The sequence below is a fragment of the Streptomyces sp. NPDC043876 genome (genome assembly GCF_056435825.1).
Genome location: NZ_JBWKDV010000003.1, coordinates 160,495 through 178,610, shown reverse-complemented (window position 1 = coordinate 178,610; position 18,116 = coordinate 160,495). Strand labels below are relative to the sequence as shown.

General features: G+C 74.6%; 14 protein-coding genes. 7 read left to right on the top strand and 7 right to left on the bottom strand.

The genetic code is table 11. From position 1 onward, the window contains the following. The first annotated feature begins 167 nt into the window (after positions 1-167). Both AC0693_RS10205 and AC0693_RS10200 read left to right on the top strand, forming a co-directional pair. Positions 168-2,669: a helicase associated domain-containing protein gene (locus AC0693_RS10205; RefSeq protein ID WP_478801458.1), complete on the top strand. Its 2,502-nt coding sequence runs from the start codon at positions 168-170 to the stop codon at positions 2,667-2,669. A 173-nt stretch (positions 2,670-2,842) separates the two neighbouring features. Next, entirely contained in the window at positions 2,843-3,913 is a 1,071-nt protein-coding gene (locus AC0693_RS10200) for a S41 family peptidase (protein ID WP_478801457.1), read from the top strand. Between the two features lie 54 nt (positions 3,914-3,967). On the opposite strand, the gene AC0693_RS10195 is transcribed toward AC0693_RS10200, so the two are convergent. Continuing rightward, entirely contained in the window at positions 3,968-4,918 is a 951-nt protein-coding gene (locus tag AC0693_RS10195; protein WP_478737691.1) for a DUF1906 domain-containing protein, read from the bottom strand. A gap of 146 nt (positions 4,919-5,064) precedes the next feature. After that, complete coding sequence (gene gad, locus AC0693_RS10190) at positions 5,065-6,483, bottom strand: glutamate decarboxylase (RefSeq protein WP_469315707.1); 1,419 nt, start codon at positions 6,481-6,483, stop codon at positions 5,065-5,067. Between the two features lie 302 nt (positions 6,484-6,785). Between gad and melC1 the strand changes: the two genes are divergently transcribed. Both melC1 and melC2 read left to right on the top strand, forming a co-directional pair. After that, complete coding sequence (gene melC1 / locus AC0693_RS10185; protein WP_468468396.1) at positions 6,786-7,175, top strand: apotyrosinase chaperone MelC1; 390 nt, start codon at positions 6,786-6,788, stop codon at positions 7,173-7,175. After that, the gene (melC2, locus tag AC0693_RS10180) at positions 7,175-8,011 is read left to right on the top strand and encodes a tyrosinase MelC2 (protein ID WP_356412531.1); all 837 of its coding nucleotides are present in this window, start codon (positions 7,175-7,177) and stop codon (positions 8,009-8,011) included. The genes melC1 and melC2 overlap by 1 nt, the downstream gene beginning before the upstream one ends. Here the strand turns inward: melC2 and AC0693_RS10175 are convergent. Together AC0693_RS10175 and AC0693_RS10170 are read right to left on the bottom strand one after the other, a co-directional pair. Further along, positions 7,978-8,700: a response regulator gene (locus AC0693_RS10175; protein ID WP_469336080.1), complete on the bottom strand. Its 723-nt coding sequence runs from the start codon at positions 8,698-8,700 to the stop codon at positions 7,978-7,980. The two genes, melC2 and AC0693_RS10175, sit on opposite strands and share 34 nt — an antisense overlap. Next, positions 8,697-10,307: a sensor histidine kinase gene (locus AC0693_RS10170; RefSeq protein WP_478801456.1), complete on the bottom strand. Its 1,611-nt coding sequence runs from the start codon at positions 10,305-10,307 to the stop codon at positions 8,697-8,699. Before AC0693_RS10170 ends, AC0693_RS10175 begins: the two co-directional genes overlap by 4 nt. A 105-nt stretch (positions 10,308-10,412) precedes the next feature. Between AC0693_RS10170 and AC0693_RS10165 the strand changes: the two genes are divergently transcribed. Both AC0693_RS10165 and AC0693_RS10160 read left to right on the top strand, forming a co-directional pair. Then, positions 10,413-11,810 (top strand): cation:dicarboxylate symporter family transporter, encoded by a 1,398-nt coding sequence (locus tag AC0693_RS10165; RefSeq protein WP_478801455.1) that lies wholly within the window; start codon positions 10,413-10,415, stop codon positions 11,808-11,810. A gap of 278 nt (positions 11,811-12,088) precedes the next feature. Beyond that, entirely contained in the window at positions 12,089-13,846 is a 1,758-nt protein-coding gene (locus AC0693_RS10160) for a S8 family peptidase (RefSeq protein WP_478801454.1), read from the top strand. Between the two features lie 72 nt (positions 13,847-13,918). Here the strand turns inward: AC0693_RS10160 and AC0693_RS10155 are convergent, their stop codons facing one another. The 3 genes from AC0693_RS10155 to AC0693_RS10145 form a co-directional block, all read right to left on the bottom strand. Further along, a complete protein-coding gene (locus AC0693_RS10155) occupies positions 13,919-14,593 on the bottom strand; it encodes a (2Fe-2S)-binding protein (RefSeq protein WP_478801453.1) in 675 nt (224 codons plus the stop codon). 88 nt (positions 14,594-14,681) lie between these two features. Next, entirely contained in the window at positions 14,682-15,746 is a 1,065-nt protein-coding gene (locus tag AC0693_RS10150; protein WP_478801452.1) for an SIS domain-containing protein, read from the bottom strand. Between the two features lie 73 nt (positions 15,747-15,819). Beyond that, entirely contained in the window at positions 15,820-17,073 is a 1,254-nt protein-coding gene (locus tag AC0693_RS10145; protein ID WP_478801451.1) for an MFS transporter, read from the bottom strand. 336 nt (positions 17,074-17,409) lie between these two features. Between AC0693_RS10145 and AC0693_RS10140 the strand changes: the two genes are divergently transcribed. Continuing rightward, positions 17,410-18,102, top strand: a complete 693-nt coding sequence (locus tag AC0693_RS10140) for a GNAT family N-acetyltransferase (protein ID WP_356412517.1) — start codon at positions 17,410-17,412, stop codon at positions 18,100-18,102. Positions 18,103-18,116 lie beyond the last annotated feature (14 nt).

Genomic DNA, 18,116 nt, shown 5'->3' with positions numbered 1-18,116 from the left:
CGGGGCGCCGCCCGCGTCCGCGCAGCGCCGTCCGGCCGGAGCGCGGCCGTCCGCTCAAGGACCGCTCGATGACACACCCCGCGTCGGCCCTGAATGCTTCAATTTCGGGGCAGGATAGTCACAGGAGCCGAATCGGCTGATCAGACGGGGCGAGCGGAGTACACCGGATGGCGAGGAAGGTCCTGCGTCCGCATCAGCGCGAGGCCGTCGACGCCGTCGTGCGGGCACTGGAGCTGCCCCCGGGCGGGCAGCCCCCGGAGGCCGGGCTGCGCACCCAGGTGATCATGGCCACCGGATCCGGGAAGTCGCTGGTGGCCGTCCGCTCCGCCGAGGCGCTGGGGGCGGGGCGGGTACTGGTCCTGGTGCCCTCGCTCGACCTGCTCGTGCAGAGCGTCGCCGCCTGGCGCGACGGCGGCCGTACCGGTCGCTTCCTCGCCGTGTGCTCGCTGCGAGGGCCGGAGGCGGGCGTGCCCAGCACCACCGATCCGGAGCGGATCGCCGCATGGTGCCGCCCGGTGTCACGGGTGACGGTCTTCGCCACCTACGCCTCCCTCGGCCTCGGCATCGTCGAACGGGCCCACCAGGCCGGGCTGCCGGCCTGGGACCTGGTCGTGGTCGACGAGGCCCACCGCACGTCCGGGCGGATCGGCAAGCCGTGGGCGGTGGTGCACGACAACGCGCGGATCCCGGCGGTCCGCCGGCTGTACATGACCGCCACGCCCCGGATCTGGCAGGACCCCGAGACCACCGGTGACCTGCGCGTCTCCCCCGCCTTCGGGGGGTCCGAGGAAGCGGAGGGGCCGCAGGGCCCCGCGGAGTCACGGGCCGCCTCCGGGCATCGGAGCGCCGTCGGCCGCGCGCCCGGCGGGGCGCTGGTCGCCTCGATGGAGGACGATCCGGACGGCCCGTTCGGCGCGCGCTGCCACACGCTGTCCCTGTCCGAGGCCATCGACCGGGGCATCTGCGCGCCGTACCAGGTGGTCTGCGTGGACGTCAGCGACCCGGAGTTCCAGGCGGCGGTGCTGCTCGGCCCGGAAGGGCGCTCCGACGCGGTGCGCGGCGCCCGGCTGGCCGCGCTCCAGACCGCGCTGGTCAAGGCGGCCGCCGAGCAGGGCTTCCGGCGGACCCTGGTCTTCCACCACCTGACCCGGGAGGCCGAGGCGTTCGCGGCGGGCCTGCCCGCGGTCGCGGCCCGGCTGCGGATGACCAGTCGGGCGCCCCGTCCGGTGTACCCGCGCACGGTGTGGGCGGACTGGCTGGGCGGCCAGCACCCGGCGGCGCACCGGCGGCGGGTCCTGGACGCCTTCGCGGCCGACCGGATCGCGGAGAAGGCGTTCCTCGGCAGTGTCCGGGTGCTGGGCGAGGGCGTCGACACCAAGGAGTGCGACTCCGTGTTCTGGGCGGACGTGCGCGACTCGATGCCGGACCTCGTGCAGGCCGTGGGCCGGGCGCTGCGGATCCGGCCCGGGGAGGGGAAGGTCGCCTCGCTGGTGGTGCCGGTCCTGCTGGAGCCGGGCGAGACGCCGGAGACGATGCTGACCTCGCGGGCGTACGGGAGCCTGGCGCGGCTGCTGGAGGCGCTGCGGGCGCACGACAGCAGGCTGGTGGAGTCGCTGGCCCAGCCGCAGCGGCCGAGCCGGACGCCCGCGCCCCCGGCGGCGGCCGGAGCGCCGGGCGCTCCCGGCGCGGCGGCCCGGGCCCTGCTGAGCTTCTCCACGCCCCGCGATCCGGCGCTGCTGGCCGCCTTCGTCCGGCTGCGGGTGCTGCACCCCGAGCACGAGCACTGGCGGCGCGGGCTGGCGGCCGCCGCCGTCTACGCGGCCGCGGCCGGGGACCTGAAGGTGCCCTTCGGGTTCAAGGCGCCGTCGGGAGACGGCTGGCCGCCCGGGCTCGCCCGGTTCCCGCTCGGGCAGTGGATCTCGGACGCCCGCCGCGCGTACCGCCGGGGCGCGCTGGGTCGGCAGCGGACGGCGGAACTGGACGCGCTCGGAATGGTGTGGAGCGCCTTCGACGTGGCCTTCGAGGAGGGGCTGTCGGCGGCCCGCGCATGGGCCGCGGCGCACGGCCACCTGCTGCCGCCGGTGGAGGCGACCTGGGAGGGGCACCCGGTCGGCGTCTGGGTCAAGAACCAGCGCGCCGCGGCCCGCCGCGAAGGCCCGGGCGCCCTGTCGCCGGAGCGCCGCGAGGCCCTGGACGACATCGATCCGGGGTGGTGTCCGGACTGGGACATCTCCTGGCAGCGCGCCTACCGGCTGACCCGCATGCGGCTGGAGGCGGGCGGGACACTGCCGACGGGCCCCGGCGAGGCGCTCGTACAGGGCGAGGACCTCGGGCAGTGGCTGCGGACGCAGCGCCTGGGCTGGGACCGGCTGACCGGCGCGCAGCGGTGGCTGCTGGAGCACACGCTGGGGACGGGCCCGGCCGAGGAGTCCGAACGCCCCCGGCCGCGCCGGGCGCACGCCGACGCGTGGGCGGCGAACCTGGCCGCCGCCCGCCGCTTCCGGGAACGGGAGGGCCACCTGCGCGTGCCGCGCACCCATGTGGAGCCCCTGGGCGGTGAGCAGCTCCGGCTGGGGTCCTGGATCGCCAACCAGCGCTCCCGGGCGGCCGCCCTGACCCCGGAGCGGCGCGCGGCCCTGTCGGAACTGGGGATGCGCTGGGCCTCCTGACCGCCGCGCCCGCCCGTCGGCGCACCGCCGAGGGGGCGGCCGCCCCTTGTGCCGGGGCCGTTCGCTCGCGAAGATGATCTTCCGGCGGGTCCCCCGCACAACCGGGTGGACGTGGACCGCCGCCGTGCCGGGCGTCCGCCCGCCGTACGCGCAGCCCAGGGAGGCGGTCCGGCATGACCCCGACGAGGTCCTCGCCACGGTGGACCGGCGTGCGGTCCGCGGTACGCCGCTGGCGCGCCGCCCCGGCGTTCCTGGCGGTCGTCCTGCTCGTGGCCGGGGACGGCTGGAGCGCGTCCGGTTCCGCCGGCCGGCAGGCGCCGCAGAGCGCGCGGGCCTACCTCGCCGCCGCGCTGGACGTGATGGAGGCCCGTTCCGTGCGCCGGAACCAGGTCGACTGGCCGCGCCTGCGGCGGACGGCCTTCGCCCGGGCCGAGGGGGCGCGCACCCCGTCGGACACCTACGCCGTGATCACGGAGGCGCTCGCGGAACTCGGGGACCACCACAGCACGTTCCTGACCGGCACCGAGGCGGCCATCTCCCGGCAGCGGACCGAGGACACGTTCACCGGTCTGACCGGCCGCCGCCTCCCCGGCGCGGTGGGGTACCTCGCGCTGCCGGCCGTGGGCGGGGCCGACGAGACCCTGGACCGCTACGTGCGCCAGGGCCGTGCGGCGGTCGGGGAGGCGGAGCGGGAGGGCGGGGCCTGCGGCTGGATGCTCGACCTGCGGCAGAACACCGGCGGCAACGTCTGGCCGATGTTCGCCGTCGCCGCACCGCTGCTCGGTGAGGGGAAGGTGGGCGCGTTCGTCACCGCGGACGGCGCCGCCACGCCGTGGTCCGTCGAGAACCGCAGGCCGCGCCTCAACGGTGAGGAATCGCCCTGGGGGCCAGCCGATCCGCTCGGGACGCCGGACCCCCCGGTCGCCGTGCTGACCGACGGCGGCACCGCCAGTGCGGCGGAGGCCCTCCTCATCGCCTTCAAGGGGCGCCCGGACACCCGGACCTTCGGAACGAGCACCTACGGCGTACCCACGGGCAACGACGGTTTCCCGCTCTCCGACGGCGCGGTCATCAACCTCACCACGGAGCTGGACGCCGACCGCACCGGCCGGACCTACGACGGGGCGATCCCGCCCGATGAAGAAGTGCCCGCCTCCCGCGCCGGCATCGGTACGGACCGCGACGAGGTGGTCAAGGCCGCCGCCCGGTGGCTGGCCGGGCAGGGCACCTGCCGCCGGCCCTGACCTCCGCGGGACCGCGCCGCAGGGCGCCGTCCGCGGGGACACCGGGGCGGCCGGTCAGCCGTGCCTGCGGGTGGGCGCGGCCGCGACCGGGGCGTCGAGGAGGTTGCGGTCGATGGTGAGGGTCACCCCGCCGTGGGTCTCGCGCACGTTGCCTCGGTACTGGTGGATCCGCCGGTGGCCCGGCCACAGCCCGGCGGCCAGGGCGCCGCTGTCGGCGGTGTCCGCGCGGTGGTCCCAGCGCGCGTACCAGACCGCGTCCGGCAGCGGCGAGGTGCCGGACCGGGCCGCGACGGCCAGGTCGGCGAGGCCGGAGCCGAGGCTGGAGTAGTACCCCGCGCGGTGCCCGGCCCGGTGCAGGCGCTGGGTCCAGCCGCTGGCGAAGTCGACCACCGCCCGCGCGCAGCCCGGGTCGGCGGAGCGGTAGGCCTCGATGTCCAGGTACACCGGCGTGCCGTCGCCGAGGCCCAGCGCCCGCAGTGCGGCCAGCGCCTCGGCGGCCTCCTCGCGGCCCTGTTCGACCGCCCGCGCCGGATCGATCCTGCGGGGCTTGTGCGCGTACTCCGTGCAGGGCGCCTGCCGTCCGATGTGGACCGGGACCAGCCGCCAGCCCATGGCCTGCACCCGGCGGACCCACTCGGCGGTGAGCCGCGGCTGCGCGCAGTGCCGCTGGCTGCCGCTGGTGTAGATGCCGACGGCCCCGTACGGGCTGTGGTCCCACCAGGCCCGCATGGCCGCCTCCGAGGGCGCCGTGCAGGCGTCGAAGCCTTCGCCCCGGAACACCTCGGGGGCCCGCCGGGGCGGCCCGCGGTCGGGCAGCACCCGCGGGGTCAGGGCCCGGGGCGCGGCGGGGCCGGGCGACGCCCCCGGGCCGCCGCGCGCCCCGGCCGGGGCCGCCCCCGGGCCGCAGAGCACGAGGGCGACGGCGAGGGCGGTGAGCGCGGTGACGCGGACGGGGGGCACGCCATCGCGGGCGGTACGGGCGCCGCGCACGGGGGGTCGGATCATGTGTCCCACGGTCCGTGCCCCGGCCCCGCCCCCGGCGCAGCCCGCGCCGGGCGGCGGCGAAGTTCATCCGTGCGCGGCGGCGCCGGCCGGTCCGCCGGTGGCGACCGCGCCCGGCCTGCGCGTGCCCGGTGCGCGTCGGCGGTGCGTCAGTGGTGGAAGCCCGGTTGCGGGGTGGGGGCGGCGGTCGGCGGCGCCTTCGTCAGGTGCTCCACGGCCCGGCGCAGGTCCCCCACCAGCAGGGCGATCTGATCGCGGGTCACCCCGTGCCGGATCAGCACGCGCTGCACGACCGTCTCGCCGCGGTCGGCGGGCAGCGGGTAGGACGGCACCTGCCAGCCCCGCATCCGCAGCCGGTCGGAGAGGTCGTACAGGGTGAAGCCGCTCGCTCCCGGGTCGGTGAGGGCGTAGCAGACGGCGGGCAGGCCGCCCTGGCCGTCGTACAGGAGGGTGAAGGGGCCCATGTCGCGGATCTGGCGGGCCAGGTAGCCGGCGGTGTCGGCGCAGGCCTGCTGGACGCGCCGGTAGCCGCCGCGGCCCAGCCGCAGGAAGAGGTAGTACTGGGCGATGATCTCGCCGCCGGGGCGGGAGAAGTTGAGGGCGAAGGTCGGCATGTCGCCGCCGAGGTAGTCCACCGTGAAGACGAGTTCCGCGGGGAGCAGGTCGGCGGTGCGCCAGACGATCCAGCCGACGCCCAGCGGCGCGAGTCCGTACTTGTGGCCCGAGGTGTTGACGGAGGCCACGCGGGGCAGCCGGAAGTCCCAGACGACGTCGGGGTGCAGGAAGGGGGCGACGAAGCCGCCGCTGGCCGCGTCGACGTGGACGGGGACGTCCCAGCCGTGCTCGGCCTGGATCCGGTCGAGTTCGGCGGCGATCTCGGCGACCGGCTCGTAGTCGCAGGTGTAGGTGACGCCGAGGATGGCGACGACGCCGATGGTGTTCTCGTCGACGTACGCGGCGAGCTGGTGGGGGCGCAGGCCGGTGGCGCCGGGTTCCAGCGGCACCTGGCGCAGTTCCACGTCGAAGTACCGGGCGAACTTCTCCCAGCAGATCTGAACCGGTCCGCACACCAGGTTCGGGCGGTCGGCCGGTTTGCCCTCGGCGCGGCGGCGGGCGCGCCAGCGCCATTTGAGGGCGAGGCCGCCGAGCATCGCGGCCTCGCTGGAGCCGGTGGTCGAGCAGCCGGTCGCGGCGCCTCCGGGCGGGGCGTTCCACAGGTCGGCAAGGATGTTGACGCAGCGCGCCTCGATCTCGGCGGTCTGCGGGTACTCGTCCTTGTCGATCATGTTCTTGTCGATGCACTCGCCCATCAGGCGGCGCACGCCGTCGTCCGACCAGGTGGTGCAGAAGGTGGCCAGGTTCTGGGCCGCGTTGCCGTCCAGGAGCAGCTCGTTGTGGAGCAGCGAGTACACGACCTCCGTCGGCGAGTGCTCTTCCGGCATCCGGTACTTGGGCAGCACCTGGCCGCTGAGCGGAGACGCGAACACGTCCGTGGCGACGTCGTCGGTGTGGTCGTCCCTCGTGCGGGGCGCTCCGGTGGGCGCGTCCTTCATCTCATGAAGTGCCATATCGGGACTATACGGGCGCCCCATGCGGAGCGGCCGGGAGGCGGGCGGGACGGCGCACGCAGAGCGGTTCGACCGAACGCTTCCGGTCGACTCCGCAGTGTGACCCTTCACATAGTCATCACATATGCCAGAAGAACTTGCGCTCACCTAGGGTCGGAACGGGCGATCTTCTCGTTCCGGCCCGCGGATCCCGCACGTACGGGAAGATCCCCCATATGGTTTTCTGCGCAACTTATCGGCAGATGTCCTGATCACGGCCAACCGGTTGAGCGGCCCGCGCGCCCGTGATCATCCTTCCTCCCATGAACCAGATCAGCCGCCGCCGGGTCCTCGGGACCTCTGCCGGCGCACTCACCCTGCTCGGCCTCGCCGCCACCGCGCACGCCGCCACCCTGCCCGCCGCCGCGACCGTGCCCGCACCCCGCGCGGGCGACACCCTCGACGAGGTCTACCAGGGCCGCCGGATCCGGATAACCCCCGCCCAGGGCGGGGACCACCACGGCGGCCACCACGCCCCCGGCCTCCCGACCGTCCGGATAGACGGCGCCGAACTCCACGTGATGCGCAACGCCGACTCCAGCTGGATCAGCGTCGTCAACCACTACGAGACCTTCCCCGACCTGCCCTCCCTCGCCCGCGCCGCCGTGCGCGAACTCCAGGGCGCCGCCCTCGTCCCGATGGGCGGCATGTGATGACCGTGCGCAAGAACCAGGCGACCCTGACCCCCGCCGAGAAGCGCGCCTTCACCTCGGCGCTGGTCGAACTCAAGCGCACCGGCGGCTACGACCGGTTCGTCACCACGCACAACGGCTTCATCATGGGCGACACGGACAGCGGTGACCGGGTGGGCCACCGCTCCCCCTCCTTCCTGCCCTGGCACCGCCGCTTCCTCATCGAGTTCGAGACGGCCCTGCAGCGGATCGACCCGGCCGTCGCCCTCCCCTACTGGGACTGGACCACCGACCGCACCCCCCGCTCCTCGCTGTGGGCCGCCGACTTCCTCGGCGGCACCGGCCGGGCGCGCGACGGGCAGGTCATGGACGGCCCCTTCGCCCACTCCGCCGGCAAGTGGCCGCTCGCCGTCCGCGTCGACGGGCGCGAGTACCTGCGCCGCGCGCTCGGCACCGGCGTGGCCGAGCTGCCGACGAAGGCCGAGGTGGAGTCCGTACTGGCCCTGTCCGTCTACGACTCGGCGCCGTGGAACAGTTCCTCCAGCGGCTTCCGCAACCACCTGGAGGGCTGGCGCGGCCCCAACCTGCACAACCGCGTGCACGTGTGGGTGGGCGGCCAGATGGGCACCGGGGCCTCGCCCAACGACCCGGTGTTCTGGATGCACCACGCCTACATCGACAAGCTCTGGGCCGAGTGGCAGGCCCGGCACCCGCGGTCGCCCTACCTGCCCGCCGCGGGCACTCCGGACGTGGTGGACCTGCACGACACGATGCGGCCGTGGAACGACGTGACCCCCGCGGACATGCTCGACCACCGGAAGTTCTACACCTTCGACGTGGAGCCCGTCGCGCCCTGATCGTCGGCGGCCAGCCAGCGGTAGTGCAGTTCGGGGCGGCCGACCTGGCCGTACCGGGGCGTGCGGGCCGCCCGCCCGGTGTCCACCAGGTGCTCCAGGTAGCGCCGGGCGGTGATCCGGGAGGTGCCCGCCGCCGCGGCCGCCGCTGCCGCCGTCAGCCCTTCGGGGGCCGCCCGCAGCAGCGCGGCGAGCCGGTCCAGGGTGGGCGCGCTCAGGCCCTTGGGCAGCTCGGCGGGCCGGGGCGCCCGCAGTGTGGCGAGCGCCCGGTCCACGTCGTCCTGTCCCGCCGCCTCGCCGGCGGCGCCGCGGAACTCGGCGTAGCGCAGCAGCCGTTCGCGCAGGGTCGGGAAGGCGAAGGGCTTCAGCACGTACTGCACCACCCCCAGCGAGACGCTCTCGCGGACCACCGCCAGGTCGCGCGCCGAGGTCACGACGATCACGTCCACCGGGTGCCCGGCGGCGCGCAGACCGCGCGCGAAGCGCAGTCCGTTCCCGTCGGGCAGGCCGAGGTCGAGCAGCAGCAGGTCGACCCGGGTCCGCTCCAGGGCGCGGGTCGCCGCCGACAGCGTGTGGACCGCGCCGACGGCGGTGAAGCCGGGCACCCGGCCGACGTACAGGGCGTGCGCGGCGGCGGCGACGGGGTCGTCCTCGACCACCAGCACCCGCACCCGCGCGTCCTCGCCGCTCATCCCCGCACCCCCGGGGCCTGCGGCGAATGCGGCACGAGCGGCGCGAGCGGCAGCCGTACGGTGAACTCCGCGCCCCCGCCCGGCACATCGGCGGCGCTCACGCTGCCGCCGTGCCGGTGCGCGGCCTGGCGCACCAGCGCGAGGCCGAGGCCGCGCCCCGCCCCCTTGCCCGACCAGCCGCGCCGGAACACGTCGGCGCCGGCGGGCAGTCCGGGCCCGTTGTCGGCGACGCGCAGCAGCAGTTCCCCGTCGGCGGCGCGGACGGTCACCCGGACCCGCCCTCCGGCGGTGCCCGTCAGGGCGTCCACGGCGTTGTCGATGAGGTTGCCCAGCACCGTGACCAGGTCCCGGGCCGGGGGCACGCCGGCCGCGGCGGCCGGCGGTGCGCTGTCGTGCGTGACCACGAGTTCGACGCCGCGTTCGTGCGCCTGGGCCGCCTTGCCCAGCAGCAGGGCGACCAGGACGGGTTCGCCCACGGCGGTGACCACCTCGTCGGTGAGGGCCTGGGCCAGCTCCAGTTCGGCGGTCGCGAAGTCCACCGCCTCGTCCGTGCGGCCGAGTTCGATCAGGGACACGACGGTGTGCAGGCGGTTGGCCGCCTCGTGGGCCTGCGAGCGCAGCGCCTCCGTGAAACCGCGCTCGTGGTCCAGCTCGCCGGTCAGCGACTGGAGGTCGGTGTGGTCACGCAGGGTGACGACGGTGCCGTGCCGGCCGCCGCCCGCCACCGGTGAGCTGTTCACGACGAGGACCCGGTCGGCGCTCAGGTGCACCTCGTCGACCCGGGGGCGGTCGGCGAGCAGGGCTCCGGTCAGCGGTGCGGGCAGGCCGAGCGCGTCCACGCCCCGGCCCCGCACCTCGCCGCGCAGGCCGAGGAGTTCGCGGGCCGCGTCGTTGATGAGGGTGACCCTGCGCTGCCCGTCGAGCATCAGCAGGCCTTCGCGGACGGCGTGCAGGGCCGCCTGGTGGTAGTCGTGCATCCGGCTCAGCTCGGCCGCGTTCATGCCGTGGGTGTGGCGGCGCAGCCGGGCGTTGACGACGTACGTGCCCGCGCCGCCGAGCGCCAGGGCGCCGGCCGCGACCCAGGCGAGGGCGGCCAGCTGGCCGCCGAGCCGGTCACTGATGGCGCGGACCGTGATCCCCGCGCTGACCAGGGCGATCACCCGGCCGTCGGCGGTGACCGGGGTGACCACCCGGATGGACGGGCCGAGGGTGCCGGTGTAGGTCTCGCTGAAGGTCTCGCCACGCAGGGCGGCCGCCGTGTTGCCCAGGAAGCGCTCGCCGATCCGGCGCGGATCGGGGTGGGTCCAGCGGCGTCCGTCCGGGGACATGATCGTCACGAAGTCGACGCCCGTGTCGGCGCGCACCCGCTCCGCGTAGGGCTGGAGCGCGGCGGAGGGGTCGGCCCCGCCGACCGCCTCCCGCACGGAGGGCGAGTCCGCGACCGCGCGGGCCGCCGCGCCCGCCTGGCGCCCGGCCGCCTCCTCGGCCTGGCGGCGCGCGGTGGCGTACGCGAAGACCGCGCATCCGGCGACGACCAGCGCGACCAGCACCACCTGCATGGCGAAGAGCTGACCCGCGAGGCTGCGCGGACGGGGGAAACGGAACATGACGCTCAGTGTGCACCCGGCCGTGAACTCAATGAACGCAAGGGTGACCGGGGTCACAGGCTGGGCGATGGTCGGCGCGGGACGTATTCATCTTCAGGAGGCGACGTGGCCGCCAGGCGCGACAGAACCCATTATCTCTACATCGCGGTCATCATCGCGGTGGTGCTCGGCATCGTGACGGGCCTGGCCGCGCCCGGCACTGCGGTCGAGCTGAAGCCGCTGGGCACGGGCTTCGTGAATCTGATCAAGATGATGATCTCGCCGGTGATCTTCTGCACGATCGTGCTGGGCATCGGCTCGGTCCGCAAGGCCGCCAAGGTGGGCGCCGTCGGCGGGCTCGCGCTCGGGTACTTCATGGTGATGTCCACGGTCGCCCTCGCCATCGGGCTGCTGGTGGGCAACCTGCTGGAGCCGGGCAGGGGGCTGCACCTGACCGAGGCCGTGCGGGGCGCGGGCGAGGCGCAGGCAAAGGCGGGCGGGGCTCAGGACACCACCGAGTTCCTGCTGGGGATCATTCCCAAGACGATGGTGTCGGCCTTCACCGGGGGCGAGGTGCTCCAGACGCTGCTGGTGGCGCTGCTGTGCGGGTTCGCGCTGCAAGCGCTGGGGACGGCGGGCGAGCCGGTGCTGCGCGGGGTCGGGCACTTGCAGAAGCTGGTCTTCCGGGTGCTCGCGATGATCATGTGGGCGGCGCCGGTGGGCGCGTTCGGGGCGATGGCGGCGGTGGTCGGCGCGACCGGCGTCGACGCGCTGAAGTCCCTCGCGGTCATCATGATCGGCTTCTACACCACCTGCCTGCTCTTCGTGATCGTGGTCCTCGGCACCCTCCTGCGGCTGTGCACGGGCGTCAGCGTCTTCGCGCTGCTGCGCTACCTGGGCCGCGAGTTCCTGCTCATCCTGTCCACCTCCTCCTCGGAGTCGGCGCTGCCGCGGCTGATCGCGAAGATGGAGCACCTGGGCGTGTCCCGGCCGGTGGTCGGGATCACGGTGCCGACGGGGTACTCCTTCAACCTGGACGGCACCGCGATCTACCTGACGATGTCCTCGCTCTTCATCGCGGAGGCGATGGGCAAGCCGTTGGCGCTGGGCGAGCAGATCTCGCTACTGCTGTTCATGATCATCGCCTCGAAGGGGGCCGCCGGGGTGACCGGCGCCGGCCTGGCCACCCTGGCGGGCGGCCTCCAGTCGCACCGGCCCGAACTGGTCGACGGCGTCGGCCTGATCGTGGGCATCGACCGGTTCATGAGCGAGGCGCGGGCGCTGACGAACTTCGCGGGGAACGCGGTGGCGACCGTACTGATCGGGACCTGGACCAAGGAGTTCGACCGCGGCCGGGCCACCGAAGTCCTCGCCGGGCGGCTTCCGTTCGACGAGGCGACGCTGACGGACGACGGGCACGGCGGCGAGACCCCGCAGGGCGGCGGCGACGCGGGCCACGAGGACGCGCGGTCCGCCCCGATGCCCGGGCAGCCGGCCGGGGGCAAGGACGGCGTACCGGTCTAGAACGGCACACGCCGGTACGCGCGCCGGACCGGCCGGGCAGGGCTCTCCCCCCACGGTGCCCCGCCCGGTCGGCGCCGACACCCCGGGCTGATAGGCGATTTTCAGCCACCCATCCGAGAACCGGCGTGCGGTGAAAGGTACTTCCGCAGAGGGGCACGCGTCTGACATCTTGCGTCCACCACTCGTTTCGTACGGCCCGGTAGGTACCACCAGCACCACCGGGCCCTTCGGAGGACGCATTGATACCCCACATATCCAGCCGACCTCGACGTACCCTCGTGCTGGCCGCCGCCCTCGGCGCCGCACTGACCTTCGGAGCCCCCGCCGCGCTCGCCGGCACGGCTCCCGTGACCTCGTCCGGGGCCCCCGCCCCGGCTCCCCGGGCCGCGGCCCCGGCTTCCCAGAGTGCGACCTGGGCTGCCGGCACCCGTGCCTACCTCGTGATCACCGCTCCCGGTGACAGCTCGGCCGTCCGCTCGGCCGTGGCGGCCAACGGTGGCACGGTGTTCTCGAACTTCGACGCCATCGGCGTGATCGTGGCCCACTCGGCGTCCGCCTCCTTCGCGTCCACGATGCGCGGGGTCAGCGGCGTCCAGAAGGTCGGCGCCACCCGGACCTCGGACGTTCCGGCCGACGCCTACAACCCGGCCCTGCCCGCCAACCCGGCGCAGTCGGCGACCGGCACCGGCGAGCCCGTCCGCGCGGACATGAGCCAGATCAAGGCGGACCAGGCCTGGGCCGTCAACCCCGGTTCGGCCTCCGTGAAGGTCGGCATCCTGGACACCGGTGTGGACGACCAGCACCAGGACCTGGCGCCGAACTTCAACGCGGCCGACTCCGTCTCCTGCGCCTACGGCAAGCCGGACACCCGCGCCGGCGCCTGGCGTGACGTGGACACCCACGGCACGCACGTCGCGGGCACCATCGCCGCCGCCAAGAACGGCAAGGGCGTCGTCGGCGTGGCACCCGGTGTGAAGATCTCCGCGGTCCGCGTCGCCGAGCCGGGCAACTCGTTCTTCTTCGCCGAGAACACCATCTGCGGCTTCGTCTGGGCCGGTGACCACGGCTTCAAGGTCACCAACAACAGCTACTACACGGACCCGTGGCAGTTCAACTGCCCCGACAACATCGACCAGGCCGCCATCATCGAGGGCGTCAAGCGCGCCCAGGAGTACGCCGAGGGCAAGGGCTCGCTCCAGGTCGCCGCGGCGGGCAACGAGAACTACGACCTCGCCCACAAGACCACGGACTCGGCGAGCCCGAACGACTCGACGCCGACCACCCGGACCATCACCAACGCCTGCCTCGACATCCCGACCGAACTCCCGGGCGTGGTCACGGTCGCGGCGAACGGTACGGGCACCACGAAGGCCTCGTTCTCCAACTTCGGCGCGGGCGTCATCGACGTCGCGGCCCCGGGCAGCGACGTCTACTCCACCCTTCCGGGCGGCAAGTACGGCACTAAGAGCGGTACGTCGATGGCCACTCCGCACGTCGTGGGCGTCGCCGCACTCCTCGCGAGCGCCAACCCGGGCATCACCCCGGCCCAGTTGCGCGACAAGCTGGCCACCCAGGCCAACGACGTGCCCTGCCCCTCCGACAGCCGCTGCACCGGGACCACCGCCAACAACGCCTTCTTCGGCGAGGGCCAGGTCGACGCGCTGAAGGCGGTCGGCGGCTCCACTCCGCCGACCGGCAAGTACTTCGAGAACACGGCGGACTTCGCGATCAACGACAACGCGACCGTGGAGAGCCCGATCACCGTCAGCGGGGTGAGCGGCAACGCGCCGGCCACCCTCAAGGTGGGCGTGGACATCAAGCACACCTACATCGGTGACCTGAAGGTCGACCTGGTCGCACCCGACGGAAGCGTCTACACCCTGTCCAACCGGGCGGGCGGCGGCACGGACAACATCGTCCAGACCTTCACCGTGGACGCCTCCCCGGAGGTCGCGGGCGGCGTCTGGAAGCTCCGTGTGAACGACAACGCCAACGCCGACACCGGCAAGATCGACGCCTGGAACCTCACCTTCTAGGGGTCCGGCCCGTCGTCGGGGCCATCGGGGAGCGGCGCGACCGCTCCCCGGTGGCCCCGTTCGTTTCGCCCCCTACCTGGTGCGCAGCACGCAGTCTCCGCACAGACCGCCGCCGGGCGCCTTGTAGTAGAGGCAGCAGCTGCGCCGTACGAAGGCCACGCCGAGGCCCTCCTCGTGCACGAAGGTGCCGGTGCGGCCCAGCGGCCCGCCGTCGGCCAGTAGCGCCGCGGCCAGGGCCACGGCGCCGCCCGCCGGGACCCGGTCGATCAGCACCCGCAGGGCCCCGACCAGGCCGGAGGCGGCATTGCCGCGCAGCACCTGCGGCGAGAGCGCGAAGCGGGAGCGGAGCCCCGCGTCCAGAACGGCGAGGTTCCCGAGCACCGTGGCCCCGAGCTCCTCCCCCGGCAGGTCCGCCGGACGGGGCAGCCACAGCTCCAGCGACCCCGCCTGCGGCAGCCGCCACCACACCCGGTCGGGGGCCAGGTCCGGCACCCGCCCGGACAGCGCCGCGCAGCCGAGCCCGAGGGACCACAGCCGGGAGGCGATGCCGAGCTGCGCGGTGGAGGCGGCCACCCGGCCGGGGCCGGTGCCCATGCGGCGGCCCACCTCACCGACGTACTCCCCGAGCCGCTCGCCGTACAGCTGCGACAGCGGCCGGAACCCCGGCCCGGGCGGCTCCGCGGCGGACGGGGCGGTGAAGAACGGCCCGACGGAGGCCAGCCGCCGCAGTACGTCGTCCAGGTCCATGGCCCGATGATCGCAGGCCCCGGACGGCGCCCGGGAGCGGGGTCACCGGCCTCCGTCCGCCCCGTTCCGCCCGGGCAGGGGGACCTGCTCAGCGCACCGGGGAGCGGGCGGCCCCGCCGAAGTCGGCCCCGTCCAGCCCGCCTTCCTTGGTGTCGTCGTTCGCGAAGACGAAGGACTCGATCGGCAGGCCGCGTTCCGCGCTGAGCTGGGCCACCAGTTCCTGGACGACCACGGTCTCCAGGACCACCCGGACAGCGTCCGCGCACCGCGGCAGCCGGACGACGGCCGCCCCCGCGGCCTCCGCGGCCTCCGCGGTGGTGACCAGCAGGGTCAGGTGGCCGGCCCCGGCCAGGGTGCGGGCCAGTTCGATCTCGCGTCCGTCCCCGAAGACGAGGTGCAGGGTGTTGCCCGCCGACTCCATCCCGCCGTGCAGGTAGTTGCGGGTGGCCGACGCGGCCGCCGTCATCCGTACGACCTCGCGCAGGAGGAGCGCGCCTTCCTCGGCGGAGGCCCGGGAGGCCCCGGCGGCCACCGCGTCGGCGGCGACGCAGCGGGCGCCGCGCTCCCGCAGCCCCGCGATGACCTCGGCGGCCTGCCCGTGGACGGCGGCGCTCCGCTCGGCGATCCGGTGCCAGGGGTCGTCGGCCGCGGGGCGCCCTGTGATCGCTCCCGCGACCAGGTCGAGGGCCACGACCGTGCCGGTGTATCCGATGGTGGAGGCGTAGGAGTCGGGCTCGTTGCCGAGGTCGACGGTGAGGTCGGCGAGGGTGCCCAGCGGCGAGGCGGCGACGTTCAGCAGCGCGGTCCGCGTGATGCCGGGGGCCGCGCTGCGCAGGGCCGCGACGGTCTCGCAGCTGCGGCCGCCCTGGGAGACGGCGATCAGGCAGTCGGTGTCGAATCCGGTGGTGCCGCGCTCGATCTCGCTGGCGAGCACCCGCTGGGTGACCACTCCGGACGCGCGCAGCTGCCGCACCGGGGCGGCGAGGGCCGCGTAGGAGGCGCCGATGCCGGTGAACAGCGGGCGGCGGGCGGTGCGCAGGGCGGTCGTTCCGGGGCCCGCCAGCCGGGTGCGGACGCGGTCGGCGATGCGCTCCAGCGCGGCTCCCTGGCCGGCCTGGCCCTCCAGGAAGGTGATGCGGGATCCGGACGTCATGTGTGCTCCGCTGCTCTCGGGGGCAAGACCGGCGACGCTACCGGTTCCGCGGGCCCGCGACGCGGCACTCGCGTCAGCTCGTGGACGCGGCCCGTACGACGGCGGGCCCGCCCGCGCCGGCCCGCTCGGCGGAGGCCGACGCCCAGCGCACCGCCGGGCCCATCGCCCAGGAGGCCGCCAGCAGCACCGCGCCCAGCAGCAGCCAGCCCGGGATCCCCCACAGCAGGAGCAGCGAGGTCAGCAGCAGCGGCCCCAGGGTCCGCGCCACCGGCACCCCGGTGCCGAAGAAGCCCTGGTACTGGCCGATCCGCTCGGGCGGGGCCAGCGAGAAGCTGATCTGCCAGGACCCGGCGGACTGGCGCATCTCGGCGTGCACCTGGAGCACCGCGCCGAGGACGAGCAGGGCGGCCGCCGCCCAGGCACCGGCGGGCAGCGCCGAGAGCGCGAAGGCGACGCAGGAGGCGGCCATCACCAGGCCCGAGCTCCGCACGGCGGTCCGCGCGCTGCCCAGATCGCCCACCGGACGCGCCATGCGGACCTGGAACAGCATCACGGCCACGGTGTTCAGCACGAACAGCGCCGACACCAGCCAGCCCGGCGCGTGCGTGCGCTCCACGATCCACAGCGGGATGGCGAGGCTCAGCAGCGGCATCCGCAGCAGCAGCACCGCGTTCAGCAGCGTGACCAGCGCGTACGGGCGGTCCCGGAGCACCGCGAGCCGCGGCTCTCCGGCCCCGCGCCCCGGCAGCGGTGCCACCGGGGGCAACCGCAGCAGCACCCCGGCGCAGACCAGGAAGCTCACCGCGTCCAGGACGAAGACCAGCCGGTACGCCGGGCCGGTGTCGGCGCTCAGCGCGAGCCCGCCGATGGCCGCGCCCAGTGCCAGGCCGCCGTTGAGCATCGACTGGAGGTGGGCCAGGACCCCGGTGCGCTCCTGCGGAGCCACCAGCCCGGCGAGCAGCGCCTGGCGGGCCGCGGCGAGCCCGCACTGGGCGGTCGCGTACACGCAGGCGGCGAGCAGGAACGGCCAGAAGGAGGAGATCAGCAGGAAGGAGGCGACCGCGGCGGCGGTGGCCAGGGCCAGCAGCACCGAGGTGCCGCGGGGGCCCCGCCGGTCGGCGAGGGCGCCGATGGGCACGCCCGCCACCGAGCCGACGGCCCAGGCGACGGTGAGACCGAGGCCGATCTGCGCGGGCGACAGACCGACCACTCGGGTGAAGTAGAGCGCCGAACACACGTAGTAGGCACCGTCACCGACGGAATTGCTCAGCTGGGCGGCGGCCAGGCGGCGCGGCGCGCCCGGCGGCGGCAGGATCCGTATCCTCATCCGACCATTTCAGCAGGCGTCCGGGCCGGACGAAGGCCGCAGGTGGCGGTAGTGCCGGTGAGCCTTTTGCCGGCGCCAACAGCCCCGGTGGTTTGGGGTGCCGGGGGCGTCGGCGGAGCCGGAATCCGGGTGCTCCGGGACCGCCGCGCGGGCCGTCCGGAATCGGTGTCGCGCCGTTGCCGAAAGGGGGGTTCATATGCGGACTTCGAGGAGTTACATTGAGCCACTCGCGTTCACCTGACAGCCCGTTGCCTTTCACTCGCGTTTTGCGCGGGGGGTGACGTCACGAGCGCATGCTGTGCCACCACCCCACCGCCTAGAAGGACCGAAGGCTCCGTGCCCGTACCCGTACTCCTCGCGGGCCGCACCGTGCGGCTCGAGCCCCTCGCCCCCCGCCACACCGAGGCCCTGGCCGTGGCCGGGGCCGAGGATCGTACGACTTACGCTTTCACTCCCGTGCCCCACGGGCTGCAGGCGTCCCACGAGTACATCGACCGCGCCCTCGCCGATCAGGCGGCGGGTCGATCGCTCCCCTTCGCGGTGGTCAGAGCCACCGACGGACGGGTGGTCGGATCGACCCGGTTCCTGGAGCTCGACTACTGGCAGGGCCCCCTGGTGTGGCCCGCTGTGCCGGGAGTCCCGTACGGCGACCCGGCCACGGCGATCCCCGATGCCGCGGAGATCGGGAACACCTGGCTGTCGCCGGGTGCCCAGGGAACCGGCATCAACACCGAGGCGAAGCTCCTCATGCTCCGCCATGCCTTCGAGACCTGGGGGGTCCGCCGGATCTCACTGCGCGCCGACGCCCGCAACACCCGCTCCCGCGCCGCCATGGAGAAACTCGGGCTGACCTGCGAAGGGGTCCGCCGGGCCCATTCCCGGGGGCTGGACGGAGCGGTGCGCAGCACCGCTTTCTACTCGGTGCTGGACGAGGAGTGGCCGGCCGTGCGCTCCGTCATCGAGCTGCGGATCCGGGGGCGACGCCCGCGCCGCTCCCGCCGGGCCGCCGAATCGCTGGTCCCGGCCTGAGCGGCCCGCGGTCC

Excerpts from the sequence above, each read along its gene's own strand:
- melC2 (WP_356412531.1), top strand. The coding sequence starts at position 7,175 with ATGACCGTGCGCAAGAACCAGGCGACCCTGACCCCCGCCGAGAAGCGC.
- AC0693_RS10175 (WP_469336080.1), bottom strand. The coding sequence starts at position 8,700 with ATGAGCGGCGAGGACGCGCGGGTGCGGGTGCTGGTGGTCGAGGACGAC.
- AC0693_RS10145 (WP_478801451.1), bottom strand. The coding sequence starts at position 17,073 with ATGAGGATACGGATCCTGCCGCCGCCGGGCGCGCCGCGCCGCCTGGCC.
- AC0693_RS10170 (WP_478801456.1), bottom strand. The coding sequence starts at position 10,307 with ATGTTCCGTTTCCCCCGTCCGCGCAGCCTCGCGGGTCAGCTCTTCGCC.
- gad (WP_469315707.1), bottom strand. The coding sequence starts at position 6,483 with ATGGCACTTCATGAGATGAAGGACGCGCCCACCGGAGCGCCCCGCACG.
- AC0693_RS10155 (WP_478801453.1), bottom strand. The coding sequence starts at position 14,593 with ATGGACCTGGACGACGTACTGCGGCGGCTGGCCTCCGTCGGGCCGTTC.
- AC0693_RS10195 (WP_478737691.1), bottom strand. The coding sequence starts at position 4,918 with ATGATCCGACCCCCCGTGCGCGGCGCCCGTACCGCCCGCGATGGCGTG.
- melC1 (WP_468468396.1), top strand. The coding sequence starts at position 6,786 with ATGAACCAGATCAGCCGCCGCCGGGTCCTCGGGACCTCTGCCGGCGCA.
- AC0693_RS10205 (WP_478801458.1), top strand. The coding sequence starts at position 168 with ATGGCGAGGAAGGTCCTGCGTCCGCATCAGCGCGAGGCCGTCGACGCC.
- AC0693_RS10200 (WP_478801457.1), top strand. The coding sequence starts at position 2,843 with ATGACCCCGACGAGGTCCTCGCCACGGTGGACCGGCGTGCGGTCCGCG.
- AC0693_RS10150 (WP_478801452.1), bottom strand. The coding sequence starts at position 15,746 with ATGACGTCCGGATCCCGCATCACCTTCCTGGAGGGCCAGGCCGGCCAG.